The organism is Niveibacterium sp. 24ML, assembly GCF_026586805.1.
Taxonomy (GTDB): Bacteria; Pseudomonadota; Gammaproteobacteria; order Burkholderiales; family Rhodocyclaceae; genus Niveibacterium.
This window is the reverse complement of record NZ_JAPFHA010000026.1, coordinates 1-15,648: the sequence shown is the minus strand read 5'-3', so window position 1 is coordinate 15,648 and position 15,648 is coordinate 1. Positions and strand designations below refer to the sequence as shown.

16 protein-coding genes and 3 pseudogenes are annotated in these 15,648 nt (G+C 61.4%); 10 read left to right on the top strand and 9 right to left on the bottom strand.

The features are described from left to right. Positions 1-4: 4 nt before the first annotated feature. From OPU71_RS18155 to OPU71_RS18145, 3 genes are read left to right on the top strand one after another with little or no spacing between them, the layout of a single operon-like run. Complete coding sequence (locus OPU71_RS18155; RefSeq protein ID WP_267729478.1) at positions 5-472, top strand: toxin-activating lysine-acyltransferase; 468 nt, start codon at positions 5-7, stop codon at positions 470-472. After that, positions 465-1,826 (top strand): HlyD family type I secretion periplasmic adaptor subunit, encoded by a 1,362-nt coding sequence (locus OPU71_RS18150; protein WP_267729477.1) that lies wholly within the window; start codon positions 465-467, stop codon positions 1,824-1,826. The genes OPU71_RS18155 and OPU71_RS18150 overlap by 8 nt, the downstream gene beginning before the upstream one ends. Further along, positions 1,816-3,285, top strand: coding sequence for a glycosyltransferase family 32 protein (locus OPU71_RS18145; RefSeq protein WP_267729476.1), 1,470 nt, complete (start codon positions 1,816-1,818; stop codon positions 3,283-3,285). Before OPU71_RS18150 ends, OPU71_RS18145 begins: the two co-directional genes overlap by 11 nt. A 331-nt stretch (positions 3,286-3,616) precedes the next feature. Here the strand turns inward: OPU71_RS18145 and OPU71_RS18140 are convergent, their stop codons facing one another. Next, complete coding sequence (locus OPU71_RS18140; protein ID WP_267729475.1) at positions 3,617-4,045, bottom strand: thermonuclease family protein; 429 nt, start codon at positions 4,043-4,045, stop codon at positions 3,617-3,619. After that, complete coding sequence (locus OPU71_RS18135; protein WP_267729474.1) at positions 4,042-4,698, bottom strand: SOS response-associated peptidase; 657 nt, start codon at positions 4,696-4,698, stop codon at positions 4,042-4,044. The genes OPU71_RS18140 and OPU71_RS18135 overlap by 4 nt, the downstream gene beginning before the upstream one ends. A gap of 59 nt (positions 4,699-4,757) precedes the next feature. Between OPU71_RS18135 and OPU71_RS18130 the strand changes: the two genes are divergently transcribed. Continuing rightward, positions 4,758-5,126 (top strand): hypothetical protein, encoded by a 369-nt coding sequence (locus OPU71_RS18130; RefSeq protein ID WP_267729473.1) that lies wholly within the window; start codon positions 4,758-4,760, stop codon positions 5,124-5,126. 102 nt (positions 5,127-5,228) lie between these two features. Here OPU71_RS18130 and OPU71_RS18125 read toward each other — a convergent pair whose 3' ends face one another. Next, positions 5,229-5,687 carry a hypothetical protein gene (locus OPU71_RS18125; RefSeq protein ID WP_267729472.1) on the bottom strand — a complete coding sequence of 153 codons (459 nt, stop codon included), beginning with the start codon at positions 5,685-5,687 and terminating at the stop codon, positions 5,229-5,231. A gap of 397 nt (positions 5,688-6,084) precedes the next feature. Further along, the gene (locus tag OPU71_RS18120; RefSeq protein WP_267729471.1) at positions 6,085-6,315 is read right to left on the bottom strand and encodes a hypothetical protein; all 231 of its coding nucleotides are present in this window, start codon (positions 6,313-6,315) and stop codon (positions 6,085-6,087) included. A gap of 865 nt (positions 6,316-7,180) precedes the next feature. Here OPU71_RS18120 and OPU71_RS18115 point away from each other — a divergent pair. Then, positions 7,181-7,531, top strand: coding sequence for an H-NS histone family protein (locus OPU71_RS18115; RefSeq protein WP_267729470.1), 351 nt, complete (start codon positions 7,181-7,183; stop codon positions 7,529-7,531). Between the two features lie 18 nt (positions 7,532-7,549). Here OPU71_RS18115 and OPU71_RS18110 read toward each other — a convergent pair whose 3' ends face one another. Then, positions 7,550-7,861 carry a helix-turn-helix transcriptional regulator gene (locus OPU71_RS18110; protein WP_267729469.1) on the bottom strand — a complete coding sequence of 104 codons (312 nt, stop codon included), beginning with the start codon at positions 7,859-7,861 and terminating at the stop codon, positions 7,550-7,552. Positions 7,862-7,976: 115 nt separating this feature from the next. Here OPU71_RS18110 and OPU71_RS18105 point away from each other — a divergent pair, with 115 nt between their 5' ends. The 4 genes from OPU71_RS18105 to OPU71_RS18090 all read left to right on the top strand — a co-directional run bounded on the left by OPU71_RS18105 (position 7,977) and on the right by OPU71_RS18090 (position 10,797). Further along, positions 7,977-8,438, top strand: coding sequence for a hypothetical protein (locus OPU71_RS18105; RefSeq protein ID WP_267729468.1), 462 nt, complete (start codon positions 7,977-7,979; stop codon positions 8,436-8,438). Between the two features lie 62 nt (positions 8,439-8,500). Continuing rightward, the gene (locus OPU71_RS18100; protein ID WP_267729467.1) at positions 8,501-9,706 is read left to right on the top strand and encodes a Fic family protein; all 1,206 of its coding nucleotides are present in this window, start codon (positions 8,501-8,503) and stop codon (positions 9,704-9,706) included. Positions 9,707-9,736: 30 nt separating this feature from the next. Beyond that, entirely contained in the window at positions 9,737-10,207 is a 471-nt protein-coding gene (locus OPU71_RS18095; RefSeq protein ID WP_267729466.1) for a hypothetical protein, read from the top strand. Between the two features lie 98 nt (positions 10,208-10,305). Further along, complete coding sequence (locus OPU71_RS18090; protein WP_267729465.1) at positions 10,306-10,797, top strand: HAD domain-containing protein; 492 nt, start codon at positions 10,306-10,308, stop codon at positions 10,795-10,797. Positions 10,798-10,962: 165 nt separating this feature from the next. Here the strand turns inward: OPU71_RS18090 and tnpC (OPU71_RS18085) are convergent. The 3 genes and pseudogenes from tnpC (OPU71_RS18085) to OPU71_RS18075 all read right to left on the bottom strand — a co-directional run. Continuing rightward, a pseudogene (gene tnpC, locus OPU71_RS18085) lies at positions 10,963-12,072 on the bottom strand (IS66 family transposase); the annotation flags it as partial. Between the two features lie 76 nt (positions 12,073-12,148). Then, on the bottom strand, positions 12,149-12,403 hold the full coding sequence (gene tnpB / locus OPU71_RS18080) for an IS66 family insertion sequence element accessory protein TnpB (protein WP_267729464.1): 255 nt from the start codon (positions 12,401-12,403) through the stop codon (positions 12,149-12,151). 59 nt (positions 12,404-12,462) lie between these two features. Continuing rightward, positions 12,463-12,699, bottom strand: a pseudogene (locus tag OPU71_RS18075) (transposase domain-containing protein); the annotation flags it as partial. A gap of 434 nt (positions 12,700-13,133) precedes the next feature. On the opposite strand from OPU71_RS18075, the gene ltrA reads away from it, so the two are divergent. Then, positions 13,134-14,531, top strand: a complete 1,398-nt coding sequence (ltrA, locus tag OPU71_RS18070; RefSeq protein ID WP_267729463.1) for a group II intron reverse transcriptase/maturase — start codon at positions 13,134-13,136, stop codon at positions 14,529-14,531. 160 nt (positions 14,532-14,691) lie between these two features. Here ltrA and tnpC (OPU71_RS18065) read toward each other — a convergent pair. Next, a pseudogene (tnpC, locus tag OPU71_RS18065) lies at positions 14,692-15,648 on the bottom strand (IS66 family transposase); the annotation flags it as partial.

The following is a 15,648-nucleotide window of genomic DNA, read 5'->3' as shown; positions in this document are numbered from 1 at the left end:
AACCATGACCAACTTGACGACAGACCCGATTTCGGCGGCGCAGCAGTTTGATACGGCGCGCAAAGAGCTTGGCAAACTGCCCTTGCTTGGGCCAGTGCTGTGGCTCTATGCAAGAGATCCGCAGCGGAAGTACTCGTTCATCGCCGATCTCGATTGGCGTTTGATGCCGCCGCTGATTCACGATCAGTGCCACTTCTATTCGAAGCAGGAATTTCCGTGGGCGTTCTTCACGTGGGCATTAGTGAGCGACGAGGTCGATGCGCGCTTGCGCTCGACCAGCCCGATTCTCGCGCCGCATGAATGGAAGAGCGGCACGAACCCGTGGCTTGTCGATATCGTGACGCCTTTCGGCGATCCCGACGGATTGCTACAGCAAACGATCGACCGATTTGCCCCTGGACGCATCGTGCGGGCGTGGGTAACTGATACAGGTGGCACGACGACCCTGCGCGAATTCAAAGGCAATGGCTGAAGACTCCATCAATGCCAAGCCTCGGGTGCTCGCGCCCGAGGCGCTTGATTTCGCACCGGACCTGCTAGCTATCCAGGAACGCCCGCCCGAGCGTCTCCCTCGCGTCATCCTCATCACAGTCCTCGTATTGATCGGCCTGCTCTTGGTTTGGGCGATTTTTGCGCGCCTGGATGTCATTGCCAGCGCGGAAGGGCGGTTGGTACCCGTCTCGTTTACCAAGGTCGTCCAACCGGCCGAGGCAGGGGTCGTCACTGAAATCCTCGTAAAGGAAGGCGACGCAGTAAAGACTGGTCAACTTCTGATGCGTCTGGATGCGCGGCTCAATGAGTCTGATATCGGCGCGTTGAAGACCGATTCGAGTCTCAAGCGTTTGTCGCTGCGTCGGATCGAAGCTGAACTGGCGGACCGTCCGTTTGTGCGACAGCACGATGACGCTACGGAGTTGTTCAGCCGCGTTGAGACCCAATACCGGGCACATCGTCAGGCGTACCTCGACTCGCTGGCGCAAGAGCAAGAAACTCAGAACAAGCTGCGCGCGGATCTGCAATCGGCGGAGCAAGTGCTTCAGAAGCTTACCGCGACCCTGCCGACCTATCGGCGGACGGCCGAGGCCTACGAAAAACTCCATCAGCAAGGCTTTGTCGGCGAGCTAGCGGCGGCAGAGAAGTCCCGCGAAGCGATCGAGCATGAGCAGGATCTGAAGGCGCAGCATTCGAACGTCGAGAGTATTCGCGCTGTGATTGCACAGTCTCAGCAGAAACTCGCCGGAATTCGTTCGAGTTACCGTGCGCAACTTGAGAACGAACGCGTGGAGCTCACCACGGACCTCAACAAGGTGTCCAACGAACTGGACAAATCAACGATCCGATCCGGAATGCTCGACATTCGGGCGCCGCATGATGGCATCGTCAAAGACATGGCAACCACGACCCAAGGCTCAGTCGTTGCCGCAGGCTCCGTGTTGATGAACATCGTGCCGCGCAACGAACCGGTGCAGGCGGAGGTATTGCTCAAGAATGAGGATGTTGGCTTTGTCGCTGTAGGGCAGCCCGTTAAGGTCAAAATCGCAGCGTACCAGTTTCAGAAGTACGGGTTACTGGATGGCAGAGTCACCATGGTGAGCGCCGATTCTTCCGACCCACGTCAGCAACAGCAGGGCGCTCCGGCCATGCTCTCTTACAAGGCGCTGGTGAGCCTGAACACGCCGGCGTTGATTACTGCGAGCGGAGAACGATTGGAGTTGAGTCCGGGCATGTTGGTGACTGCTGAAATCCATCAGGGCGACCGGTCGGTGATCGAATATCTGCTTTCTCCGGTAAAAAAGGTCGGGATGGAGGCTGCACGTGAGCGATAGCCGCGAACGTTTGGGGCGTGGGGCGATTCCTAAGCTCATCCACCAGATTTGGCATCCCTTCTCTCCTGAGTCGGTTATGCCACGCGAGTGGGCGCGGTTTGCCAAGAGTTGGCAGCGCCACAATCCCGACTACCGATACGAGTTCTGGTCCCCCGCCCGTAGTAGCGCCTTCGTTCGCGAACGATTTCCTGAGCTGCTGTCACTTTACGAGGGCTACCAGCTCGAAATCGAACGGGTTGATGCGTTGCGGTACATGTTGTTGTCCGCATTCGGCGGGATCTACGTTGATCTCGATGTGGAATGCCTCAAGCCGATAGACGGTTTGCTAGCTGGGCACAGCGCCGTGACTCCGGTCGAGCCAAGTTCGCACGGTAGTGCGCCGGGCGCCCAGCACTTCAGGCAAGTGCTCTCCACTGCGTTCATGGCTTCGGTGCCCATGCATCCGCTATGGGGGGATGTGTTCGCGGAATTGCTTCGATCGGCCGGCAAGGACGGGTCGATGGAGACGACCGGCCCGTACATGCTAACGAGAGCTTTTGAACGGTCGAACCACCAGCGTTCAGTGTTCCTGGCACCGGCCGAGAGTGTCTACCCATTGGATGAGCCGGAGTGTCGGACTGGCGAGGGCTATGACCTGCAGGTGTGGTGCGAGCGGACCGCTAACGCCTATGCGGTACACCATTGGGCCGGTACGTGGGTAAGCAGAGAGGGCGTCGGACAGGCATTCCAACGTAGCTATCCGGCAGGCCTGCCGGTAACACGGTACCAAGAAGGCTGCGGTGAGGGCGAGGCGGGGGTGATCCACAACGGATTGCTTGAGGAAGGTCCAACAGTCCTTTGCGTGGTGCCGCCTGGTGCCAATGACGATGATCTCAAGAATGCCATCGCCAGCTTTCGGAACCAAACCTATCGCTCGTCGAAACTCGTGATCGCCCTGCAGCCAGGCGAACCTGTGGCCAAGGTCCTGACGAGCGTGCGCGACCCTCGCGTACAGACGATCGAGTTTTGCGAAACGATGCCCTCGCTCTGGGAGGGACTTCAAGCAATCACGACAGCAATACCGACCGACTTTATAGCCGTGTGGAGAGCGACGGACCTATCGGAGCCGCAGCGCTTGGCGATCGCGATGACGGCCGCGTGGGCTACTCAGGCCGCTTTGGTCTGGTTTAGGCGGTCGTTGGTCTGGTCTCCTGACTCGGAACAACTTGGTATCAGCGAGTCGTCTTTCAATATTGCGACCGCTCTCATCTCGCGAGATGCTGTAGCCAGCATGGCTTTGAGCCTCGGTCAGCGAACCGGCTTGGGGACCAGCGCGACTGCCGTTGAAGTCGATGCACCTAATGCGATATGTCAATTGCATGATCAGGCGGTTTTTCCTACATTGGAATGGCAGGTGCCGGGCGCGTCTTACCAAAACGCATTGGCGTGCCTCGTCAGTAACTTGAGACTCGCTGAGTGATGGGCCTTTCCGTGGCGGGCGACTAGACTAGAGAACGCAAATCAAGGAAACAACCACATTGCCCCCAGCGAATTACCGAAGTGGTCTAGAACGATTGCAACTGCTTCCTATTGCTCAGCACGGCATTGATTGCGACGTCAATCGCCGCAACGGCGCATGTCGATGAGAACCGACACACAGGAAATAACGCTCCCATCCGCGACGGAAGTGTAGGGCAGATGTTTTCCGGTCAAACCAGATCCGCGATGCAACTTGACTGAATCGCCCCGGGTTTTGAGGAGGCTCCCACTCTTGAGAAGATGGAGCCATGAAGAAATCGAACCAATCGCTTTCAGTTTGACCTAGTACGACGCTTGTGCCGCCACTCCCATGGCGGAGAGGGTGAGTCGTCAGCCCACAGCCCTGAGCGGGCGGAGCGTGCAGAGTCTTCTGCCTGGCGTATCGCCGGGTCGGTCAGGTACTTGGTGTATGCCCACGCAAGGCCCATTTGCACCTGCCGAAGGTTCGCATCTACGCCAGCACAATGCACGCGGCCAATTTTGCGTTGGTAGCGGTCTTGGCCCTTGTCCTCAATTGTCGCGTTGTGCTGAAAGCACAGATCCGACAGCGCCTGCTTGGACCGCTCGCCGTATGGCTGGGCCTTCTCGGGTGCGTCAATTTCTGAGAGCCGCACCTTGATGGTTTCGGCGCTGCAGCGTGCGGTGACGGTATCGCCATCCGACACGCCGACGATTAGGCACAGCAGGAGCGCGCCCGTCATGCGGGCGGCTTGCGGCGTGGAGGCAGTGGCGCTGGGCCGGCGGTCATTAGCTCGGGTTCAAAGAGCCTGAGATAGCTGCGCGCTTCAGGCTCGGTACGCGCATTGAGCCATCCTTCGTGATCATCAGGATCGAGCACGACCACGCTGCGCTTCTCGTCGCCCGGTTTGTGGAATCGGTGCATCAGCGGGTGATCGTCGGCGTTGATCGTCAGCATCGAGAATGACCAGTGCGCCGGCCCCTCGTCGTGCATGCGGCGTTCCCATATGCCAGCCAGCATGAACGGCTCGCCGTCAGCGCGTCCAATGCGCCAGCGCACGGCCTTACCGCTCTCGTAGTTCGGCTCGAAGAAGCACTCGGCAGGGATTAGGCCGAACTGTTTGTTTTTCCACGCGGCCCGGAAGCTTGGTTTTTCCGCGACCGTCTCTGCCCTCGCGTTGTACGTCATGCGTGAGAGCTTCGCCGGATCCCCCCAATGAGGGACCATGCCGAACATGCCGGGCAACCATTCGGCGCTCAGGATGTTGGCGAGGAAGGGGGCTACGCCGCCGGGAAAGGTTTCGCTGAAAGCAAACGCCGGCGGCGCGATCGTGTGAGAACCAAGGTGCAATCGTTCTAGGTGCTGGATTCTGGCGGGGTTGTAGTCAGCGCACATTGCGGCATTTTGCACCGGCGCCGCGAATGCGGGATACTGAATGCACATACAGGCAATCTATGTTCCTGCAAGCCCGCATCCTTCTCAACGCCGGCAAGCGCATCCCCGCCGATGTGCTGCGGCAAGTCACGCCCAAGACGGGTCTGCTCGAAATCAAACGTGCCGGGTCCTCCGGGGTCGCGCAGCCGCCCAGCGCCTTTGACCCACACACCGTTGCCCGCTTCTGGGACCCGGTTCCAAGTGGTGCTAAGGTGCAGCGGCAAGTATTCCCACCCCTTTACGACCCAACCATCATCACGATCGACATCCGCGGGATGCTCATCGCGGGCTTTGAGTGGGTAGATTTCGACGACCGACTGCGCGGCATGGTTCGGCAAGCCTGGTGGCTTCAGGCGACATCAACGATCGGCGGAACACCCGCCCCGTAGCCGGGCGTTCGGCCGTATTGGTTTGCTGGTGAACGTTAAGGATTCTGCGGGTTCGGCGCGCTGCCTTGACGACGCTGAGTTGTGCACCACGTCGATGCGGCTTCAACCGCGCATTGGCAGGAATTGCACCGCCAGTTGAACTTTGTCGTCGCCAAAGACCCACTTCAGCGCGGCGCATGTCTCTAAACCGGGCACCCGAATTGGCCGCCGAGCAGACTGCCGGAACGACACGCCGACCCGCCGCTTCTGGAATGAAATCATTGTTGGCGACTCCGTGGTGCAGCGATTGGCACAAGCGCCGCGTCGAGTCATTGACCCTGGCGGTGTCGCGCGGAACCCGAAGAGCAATGTGTGGGCCACACGATTCTCTGTTTCGACGAACGCGGCGATGGCCAACTTCGGTTCTTCGGAATCAAACGGCGCGCCAGCCGAGTCCCGGCTTTGAATCGGAACGGGGCCAGAGCTAATCCGCCAAGGTGGCCAGAATAGAGGCGTCGGCGATCCATTGATCGCCATGCTTGCATCGACGTGCGCACCACTCGAAACCGGCTCGGTGTCCATGCAGCCTAATCGTTCGGCGCGGTCGCGGCCGAGAAGATCAAATCCGACGCACGTGTGACGCCTCGAGGCGATTCAATTCATCTCACTGCGTCAGATTCGTGCCGGTAATCCGGTAGCGAGCTGTATCGCTATATCAAGAATGCATTCCGCTTAATCGGCAGCAACCCTAAGGAACGCACAGTTTTTGGGAACCCTCATGAAGCCGGCCAAACATCAGGTGCGCGCCGCGCGCCTCCCGCTTACTCACGAACAGAATGTCGCTCTAGCACGAAGGATCGTGGCTAGGCACATGGCCGCAGCTGAGGGCTTGCGCTGCCGCCCGCGGTGCTTGTACTTGTCGGGCGCACACGTTAGCCGACCGAACCTTTGCACCATGACGGCATGACGCCATTGCAGTTCAGTCCTCGGTCATCGGCGGCGTGCTGTCGTCTGGCCCTTTAGGCGCATCGCCCGCAACCACCGAATTGCCCAGAACATCCCACGCCGGCCAGATCTCGCCACCGACCTCCGGCATAGCAAGCCACGCCCGATCCTCGCGAGTGAGCGGAATCCGTTTTCTCGGCCAGTTCGCACGGGCGGACCCGATCGCTCCAGCCGAAGCGCCTGCACGGGCGATGGCTTCGTTCATTGCAGCGAGCGAGACCGCGGCGCGCCCCGGGCGCTTCACGACACCAGCCAACTGAGCAAGGCCGCCGATGCGCGCGTCCGTTGCACGCCGAGCATTGCCTCTCGATAGTCTGAGCTGCGTTGGGAGCTCGCGCTGCGGTGCGATTGATCGGCGTGGCATCAGCGGCCGATAGCGCCGCGCGCGGCTAAACCAGCGCGATTTGCCCCGTGCAGGGATTAATGCGCGAGGGGGCGCGCACCAGCGCATATCCTAGTCCCTGAGACGACCTCGTCCGTTACGTCGACGAAGGACGTCACGCTATTCACGCGGCACCAAGTGTGCCACACGTAGTCTGCATCTCTGTCCGCCCCCGGGTACCCCAATAGCTGATAGACGCGCCCCGATACGGTGATGCCCTTGCCAGTGGCCGGATCAAACGAAACAATCGCCGTGCTAACCCGGCCCTCCTGATTCTCTGGGCAGTAGCCCATGAAGTGTCGCGTGCCCGCCTCAATCTCGACGACACGCCAGCTAAGCAGCGTAAGTGAGGGTTGCTCCTCGACGCTCGCGACTTCCCAGACTGCCATCTTCGCTCCCTCCTGAACCGTTACACCGTACTTGACTGTATGTAATGCCATCATAGGAAGTCTTAGTGTTTTGGCAAGCGCCCCATTCTGCGAGCAGCGATGTAGGTGCCATCCGACATGAGTAACGCGTCATCTGCAACTAACCGGATTGCCAAGCTCGGGAGCGCCGTGGCCCACCCGCAAGTCATCGATTCCGACGGCGTGGTGTCGTGTCGCGAAGGACGCGCCCAGCACCGAACTGGCTTAGAACGCGTCACAGGGAAGTGCTATCGTTGCCCTTTAACCAGGGATAGCGGAACGTGAGCCACGCCGTTCGTTTGTCTGACTTGTCGATGCAGGATCTCAAGCGCCTGGCCTTGCGTCTGCAACGTGAAATCACGCTGCGCCAATCGGGCACCGTCAAAACCGTACGACGTCAGGTCGAAGCCGCGTTGCGTGCTGCGGGCCTCGATTGGGAAGATGTCATGGGTTTGTCAGGGCTTGGCGCCCCGAGCAAACCACGCCGCCAGCCCAGCGGGCCTGTGGCGATCAAATACCGCAACCCCAACAACGTGCATCAGACTTGGACCGGACGCGGCCGTCAGCCGGCGTGGGTTCAGGCGCACCTGGCAAGCGGGCGATCCTTGGACGCGCTGCTGATCAACAAGTAGCCGTCGCAGCCTCCGACACTAGCCCGCGTTGCCGCCGAGCGTGGTGATCAAGGCACGCAAGCGGTCTTTGGAGAGCGGGCCTACGAGGCGCAGCAGGGTCGCCAGATCGTCGTCCGGCTCAAAGAGAAAAGACACCGGGACGCCCAGTTCGTGGGCGAGTCGCTGGGCCGTGAGCAGGTCAGGCAGATGCTTGCCGCGTTCGTACTGATTGATCCGAGCGCTCGCGGTGAATTCATCAATCCCGGCACGGATGCCCAACTGCTTCTGAGAGATGCCAAGCGCTTCCCGGGCTGCCCTCAGTCGCACCGCGATGATTGCCTTCCCCTCCATTCCAGTCCCCTTTGACGAGGACTAAGAGAGTCTTAGGAATCCAATTGACGGCATACTAAGGAATACTTAGCATCGAGCGCCGTTATCACTGCCTCCGTCAGGGGAGAAACCACCAATGAAGTGCGCTCAACACGTCGAACTGGATGCCGTCGGCACCTGCAATAGCTGCGGAAGGGGGCTGTGTTCGGACTGCGCGGCGGTATTTACACCACCGCTGTGTGGCGCCTGCGCGAGCGCCCACAACAAGGGCATTGCCAAGACACTTTGGGTGCAGTTGTTCCTGATGCTTGGCCTGTTCATCACGGCACTCATCCTGCTGCTTGGCAAGACGCCATGGCTTGATGCGGTCGGTTTCGCGTGTGTGGCCGCCTTCTTTCCGTCGGGCTGGCGTTTTCTTGGACGCTACTTTGCGCCAAGCGGCGGCTACTTCTCCCCCTTGGCGCGTTGGATGAGCCTTGCCGTGCAGGCGTTTGCCGCCGCTTGCATCGGTGTGGTGGTGGGGCCAATCTTCCTGTTTCGTGCCTGGCGCGAGTTTCGCGTCGTGCGCGGCACGAAGGACTTGCTCGACAAGTCGTAACCGGACCGGCGTGCGGCGTGGCTCGGTGCGGCAAGGCCCACGCGCCATGTTCAAGGAGCTTCATGCGTACGACGCCGATCGCTCAATACACCCAGGCCCATCAGTTCGAACCCTTGCTGCCCCAGAAGAAGCTCGATGCGCTGCGTGAGCGTGCCGCCTCGCTCATCGGCGCGTCGAACGCCCTCAAGCAAACGCTGCGTCCGCAACCACAGGCGCTGGTGCACAGCCTGGTGCGGGAGATGAACGCCCACTACTCGAACGCCATCGAAGGCGAAGCCGCGAGCCCTGGCGAGATCCGCGATGCGCTGCGCGACGACTACTCGAATGACACCAATACTGCGAGACGACAGCGTTTAGCGGTCGCCCATATCGCGGCCGAGTTCGCGCTGGAGCGGCGCGTGGCGCCGAGCGCTTCGGCGCTGAGCGCCGCGGTGGTCCAGCATGCGCACGAATCCATCTACATGCGTCTGCCACCTGAAGAACGCAGAACAACCGAAGGCCACTGCTTTGTCCCCGGCTGCTTGCGCGATGTTCGCGTTCTGATCGGAGAGCACGAGCCACCACCACCGGAGGCGCTTGCCACCTTTCTCGCGCGTTTCGATCAGGTCTACAAGAAGGCGCCCACTGCCGAAGATGCGATCATTTACGCTGCTGCGGCACACCAGCGTATGTGCTGGATTCATCCCTTCGCTGACGGGAACGGTCGGGCTTGCCGCATGCAGACCCAGTTTGCCTTGGACAGGCTCACGAGCGGGCTGTGGTCGCTTAGTCGCGGCTTGGCACGCCATCAAAAGGCCTACTTCTCCCGCCTGGCCGCAGCGGACGAGGGACGGCGTTCCGATCTGGATGGCCGTGGCAACCTCAGTGAGGCTGCCCTGTCCGACTGGTGCAACTGGTTCATCGACATCTGCGAGGAAGAAGTCGCCTGCATGGCACGGCACTTTGAGCGCACCGCGCTGGGGCCACGATTGGAAGCGCTTGTCGCAGCACGACTCGCGCAGAGCCAATCGATGACGCCAGAGGCCGCCGCCGTGCTCCTGCATTTGCTGATCGACGGCCCGGTTTCACGCGGATCGGTGCAACAGCTGACGGGGCGCGATGAACAGGGTGCCAGTGCGCTGCTCTCATGCCTTGCCCTGACCGGGTTGATTTCAAGGTCCGACAATCTGGACCATGCCTACATGGCGATTCCGGTCGACGCGTTGGATGTCCTGCTCCCCGGCTTGTACCCGGCAGCACCGACGTCCACGTGCTGCGGCCAGCCATGACAAGTGCGGCCCACTCGAGCGAGGTCCGCCATGAAGCGCGAACGCCCCCACCCTAAGCCGAGTCTGACGTCGGTGAACACGGACGCCGTAATCCAATGGCACCACGAGGCGAACGTGCAGTTGCGCACCACGTTTCTTGCCAGATGCGGTGGCCTGCTCACCACTGAAGAGGTCGCCCGATTGTTGCCTTCGGGTGAGGACGGTCTGCCGCCAGATCCGGAAGCACTCGAACGTGCTCTTGCCCTCTTCTCCGTTGCATTCGATGGCGCCAAGGGCTATCCGGCCATGCAGTTCGACGCCGAGACGGGCGCGCCCCATGCCGCGCTGCGGCCGATCATTGCCGCATTGTCGCGCGACTACGCTGGTTGGGCCCTGGCCGTCTGGTGGGTATCGGCCAACGCCTGGTTAGACGGAAGGTGTCCCTTGGACTATTGGCCGAATGCGAGCGCTCAGGTCGTTCGGGCGGCGGAGGCTGAGCGTGCAACGATGGCGGACGACTAGGTGCGCAGTCGGTGACCTCACACGAGCACCCGCGCGTTCTCCGATCACGCATTTGCTGTGCGTCGATGGCATGCAATACGCAATGAGAAGGTGGGGCGATGATCCTGTTCCTCGACTTCGATGGTGTTCTGCATCCCGGTAACGTCGTGCTCAGACGCAACCGCCCCCACCTGGACGCGCCCGGCGAGCTCTTCATGTGGACACCCGCCCTCGTTGAGGTCCTCGCGGACGCCCCACATGTGCAACTGGTGCTCTCGACAAGCTGGGTGCGCCACCTCGGGTTCTCGCGTGCTCGCGAAGCCTTGCCCGCCGCACTCGCCTCACGAGTAATTGGCGCCACGTGGCATACCGAGTTGCTCGAAGGTCGATCCAAGCGTGACATGTGTGGCTGGGACCTGCTCAGTCGTTACGCCCAGATCGAGCGCTATGTATTGCGCGCGAAGCTCGATAGCTGGATTGCCGTCGACGATGACGTTGAAGGTTGGCCAGATACCCAGTCGGAGCAACTCATTCAGACAGACTCGGACTGCGGCTTGGGCGACCCTATCGTGATTGAACGGCTACGGCGTCGCCTTGTGCCGTCAGGCTGAGATACGAACTAGGGCGGTCGTCATTGAAATGCCTCTTGGGCCGAAACCTCTCGCTGAGCCAGTCACCGCCGGAGATCGCTGTAGTGGCCGGGATCGTGCCCTTGCCGTCGCCCTCGCGCTGACCGGCATATTGCACCCCTTGGTGCCGCCAACAACGTACCACGCACGCAGCCTTTGCTGCGTGTCCAGCGCCGCAAGTTCCGTTTCAACCGCGTAAAGCGCGCCGAAGTGGCGCAAGGCCTCTTCGGCAATCAGGCTCTTGCCGGAGGCAAACAATTCGTGGAACTTGCGCCGCGCATGTGCCATGCAGCCGGCCTCGGTCACGCCTTCAGCGTAGAGCGCCTTGTAGCCGCTGTAGTCGTCGGTCACCAGGGTGCCGCGCCAGTCACCCAGGAAGTCGCGTGCATGAACGCCGGCGCGGCTCTCGGTGAAGTCATAGATCACCGCTGGCAGCGGCGCGAAGGTGGTGCTGGTGTAGCCCCACAGATAGGCCCGGTGGGTCTTGCCACTGCCAGGCTTGAGCATCGCCACCGGCGTCTCATCGGCGTGCAGCACCGGCTGCGTAAAAAGTTCGACCTTGAGCGCGGCGACCAGCGGCATGAGCTGCACGCCACACACGCCCACCCACTGCGCGAGCGTGGAACGTGCAATCGCGAAACCGGCGCGCTCAAAAATCTTCTCCTGCCGGTAGAGCGGCAGGTGATCTGCGAACTTGGCGATCAGCACATGGGCGAGCAACCCTGCCGTGGGCAGGCCCTTGTCGATGATCTGTGCTGGAACCGCCGCCTACGTGAGCGTTTCGCAGCTCGCACACACCCATTTGCCGCGGACGTGCCGTTCCACGGTGAAGACGCCGGGGGTGTAGTCGAGCTTCTCGCTGATGTCCTCGCCGATGCGGCGGAGCGCGCAGCCGCAGCGGCACTGCGTGCTATCGGGCTCATGGCGGATCTCGCGGCGCGGCAGGTGCGCGGGCAGTGGTGCGCGCTTGGGCGCCTGGCGCTCGGTCTTGGGCTCACCCGCAGCGGCAGGGCTTGCCGCAAGCATTTCCTGTTTGAGCGCGGCCAGGTCGGCATCGAGCGTTTCTTCGAACAGCTGGCGTTGCTCGGCCGAGTAAGACTCGGTGCGCGCACCGAACTTCAGGCGCTTGAGTAGCGCGTTCTCGTGCGTGAGTTTCTCGATCGTGGTTTGCTTGAGCGTCACCTCGGTGAGCAGCTCGCGCGCCAGCGTGCGCAGTTGATCTTCGGTGAGGGTGTCGAGCAAAGCAGTCGATGCCATGGCGACCATCGTGCCCCATGGCGAGGGCGCCTGCCATTAGCGCAATCGGCAATTGCCACGCCAGCGGCGAGGCGGATCAAAGCGTGCGGATCACGCCCGCTTCCCCCAAGCGATGCCAAGGCAGGCCCACGACCAGGGCATTGAATTGTTCGCGCGACAGTTGCGCAATCGCAGCCGTATCCCTGGGCCAGGCAAAGCGCCCCTGGTGCAGGCGCCGGGCAGCGAGCCACACGCCAAAGCCGTCGTGCACCAACACCTTGATCCGGTCGGCACGGCGATTGGCAAACAGGTAAGCATGGTGCGGCGTGATTTGCCCGAATACCCGGACCACGCGCGCACTCGCCGTAAGCGTTCGCCCAACCCATCTTGACGCGGCTGGAATCGGCGCGATCAGCCTTCAGGCTGCCAACGATGCGGTAGGAGTTCGCCGATGCGGCTGGCCGGTTGGGTCGGCAGTCGCGTCAGCACATCCTTGAGGTAGGCGTAGGGGTCATGGCCGTTGAGGCGGGCAGATTGCACCAGGCTCATCACGGCCGCTGCACGCTGGCCCGCGCGCAGGCTGCCGGCAAAGAGCCAGTTCTTACGACCGAGCGCGATCGGCCGGTTCGCGTTTTCGACCCGGTTGTTGTGTGCGCCTTGCAAAGGCACGTTCGACTCGTCGGTGTGAATCCGACCCGGCCAACTCTCGCTCCGGCCGGAAGCACAAGGGGCGGTCCAGGAGGCAACAAATGGGCTGAAGCACTCCTTGAAACGGCCTCGAAGGAGGTCAGCGGGCTCTGCGGGCCGCAATGCGAATGAACACCGAGCAGGCCTCGAAATGTCGTCGTGGAAGCCGACTCGCCATAACAACGAGGAAGGCCGATGTCGTCGGAGAAGCGAGCGTGAAATGCATCCGGCGATTCCACCGGGGTAGTGGTGGCAGCACGCAGAGACTGGTCAATCGTGCAACAAGGGAAGTCCGCGGTGGTGCCCGGAGGGCAGCCGGGCAACGACGATTTCGTGAGAAATGGGGCCGGCCCCGCGGATGACGGATGGGGGTGTAGTAGTGATGAAGCCGGGTAATGCTGGTGGAGCGAAGGCCCCCTGTTTCAGGACGTATGCTGGAAAGTGGCAAGAACCCGAGGATTGACGTGAGTCTACCAACCTTGCTTGTTTCGGTTCGGACGCTACAGACCACATTGCAAACGAAAGCCAAGAACGAACCGGCCGCACGTTTCTACAGCCTGTGGGACAAGGTCTGTCGAGAGGACGTTCTCTTTGAAGCTTACCGACGCTGTCGCGCAAATCGCGGCGCGCCTGGGGTGGATGGAGAATGCTTCGAGCGGATCGAAGAACAGGGGCGTGACGGGTGGCTGGGAAGATTGCGGCAGGAGTTAAAGGCAAAGACATATCAGCCAAGGCCCCTGCTGCGCGTATGGATTCCCAAAGCCAACGGTGGCGAACGCCCGCTCGGCATCCCCTGCATTCGGGACCGGGTGGCGCAGATGGCGGTATTACTGGTGATTGGTCCAGTGTTTGAAACGGACCTGTTTCCTTGGCAATACGGCTTTCGGGCTGGAATGGATGCGAAGATGGCCTTGCGACGTACCCATTTCGGCATTGCCGATCGTGGCGCGCGAGAAGTCGTCGACGCTGATCTCTCCGACTACTTCAATACCATCCCCCACGGTGACCTGATGCGTTGTGTTGCGCGGCGAATTGCTGACGGCACAGTGCTGGAGGCGATCCGGAACTGGCTCAACGCAGCGGTCGTGGAACGCAAACCCCAAGGCGAGCGCCGATCGACCGAAGCAAAGGACCGACATCGCGGCACCCCGCAGGGCGGCATCATTTCACCAATGCTGGCCAACCTGTACTTCCGTCGTTTCATGCTGGCATGGTATGGGCACGGTTATGCGAGGAAGTTTCAGGCGGAAGTTGTGAATTACGCCGACGACTTCGTGATTCTGTGTCCGCCGGGTCAAGGGGCGGCAGCGATGGAGGCCATGAGAGCGCTCATGGCCAGACTGGGCCTGACGGTCAACGAGAAGAAGACACGGTTGGTGAAATTGCCAGACGACACGTTCGACTTTCTCGGTTACACCGTCGGTCGCTTCTATGGCCGGAACGGCCGCCCGTACTGGGGCACGCGACCATCCAAGAAGTCAGTCAAACGGCTCCTTCGGGAAATCCACGACGCCACGACGTCGCGCTGGAACGCTCTGGACGTCCAGAGCCGAATCGATCATCTGAATCCCGTGCTGCGAGGCTGGGCTGGCTATTTCAGCCAAGGTCCCGTAGGACGGATCTACCGACTGATCGACCGCTATGCTGCGCGCCGGCTACGAATCTGGTTGATGCGAAAACGCGGCAAACAGGGAACGGGGTACCGCCAATACTCCGATCAGTTTCTGTACGAAACCTTGGGACTGATACGCCTGCTGCCGACGAGCGCCGACCCTTTGAACGCGAAGGTTTGATGTTCTGAAAGAGAGCCGGATGCGGGAAATCCGCACGTCCGGTTCGACGAGCGGGATGTGGAAACGGAGTCACGGTCAGGTTAATTAGGCACCGCCAGACGAAAGGGGCGGAAACAGACAAACCAGACCTACAACCACTGCGCCACATCTCGACTCTACCGATCGGAAGCGCCCCGTCAGACAGATAGCGCGTGAGCGCGGCCCAACGTTTGAGGCTGTAGTCGATGGCTTTTGCGGTGGCCGAGCCATCACTGACCTTTTGCCGGTGCACGGTGAGCCAACGGTGTAGCGCCTCGGCGGCCGGCTGCGCGTGTTGTTGACGCCCTTGCCTTCGTGCCTGAGGGTCCAGTTGTGCGAGCTTGCTTTCAATCGCGTAGAGCGCGCCGAAGTGCTGCAACGCCTGTTCGGCAATCAGGCTCTTGCCGGTGGCGAACAGTTCATGAAACTTGCGCCGCGCATGCGCCATGCAGCCGGCCTCCGTTACGCCATCCGCGTAAAGCGCCTTGTAGCCGCTGTAGTCGTCCGTCACCAGGGTGCCGCGCCAGTCGCCGAGGAAGTCGCGCGCATGAACCCCGGCACGGCTCTCGGTGAAGTCGTAGATCACGGCCGAGAGCGGTGCGAAGGCGGTGCTGGTGTAGCCCCACAGATAGGCGCGATGGGTCTTGCCGGTGCCCGGCTTGAGCATCGCCACCGGCGTTTCATCGGCATGCAGCACCGACTGCGTGAAGAGTTCGGCCTTGAGAGCGGCAACCAGGGGCGCGAGTTGCACGCCACACACGCCGACCCACTGCGCGAGCGTGGAACGGGCAATGGCAAAACCTGCGCGTTCAAAGATCTTCTCCTGCCGGTAGAGCGGCAGGTGATCGGCGAACTTGGCGATCAGCACATGGGCCAAGAGCCCAGCGGTGGGCAGGCCCTTGTCGATGACCTGCGCGGGAACCGGCGCCTGAATCAAGGTTTCGCACGCGCCGCACACCCATTTTCCGCGAACGTGGCGTTCTACGGTGAAGACGCCGGGGGTGTAGTCGAGTTTCTCGCTGATGTCTTCGCCGATGCGTTTGAGCTGACAGCCGCAGCGGCACTGCGTGCTGTCCGGTTCATGGCGGATCTCGCGGCG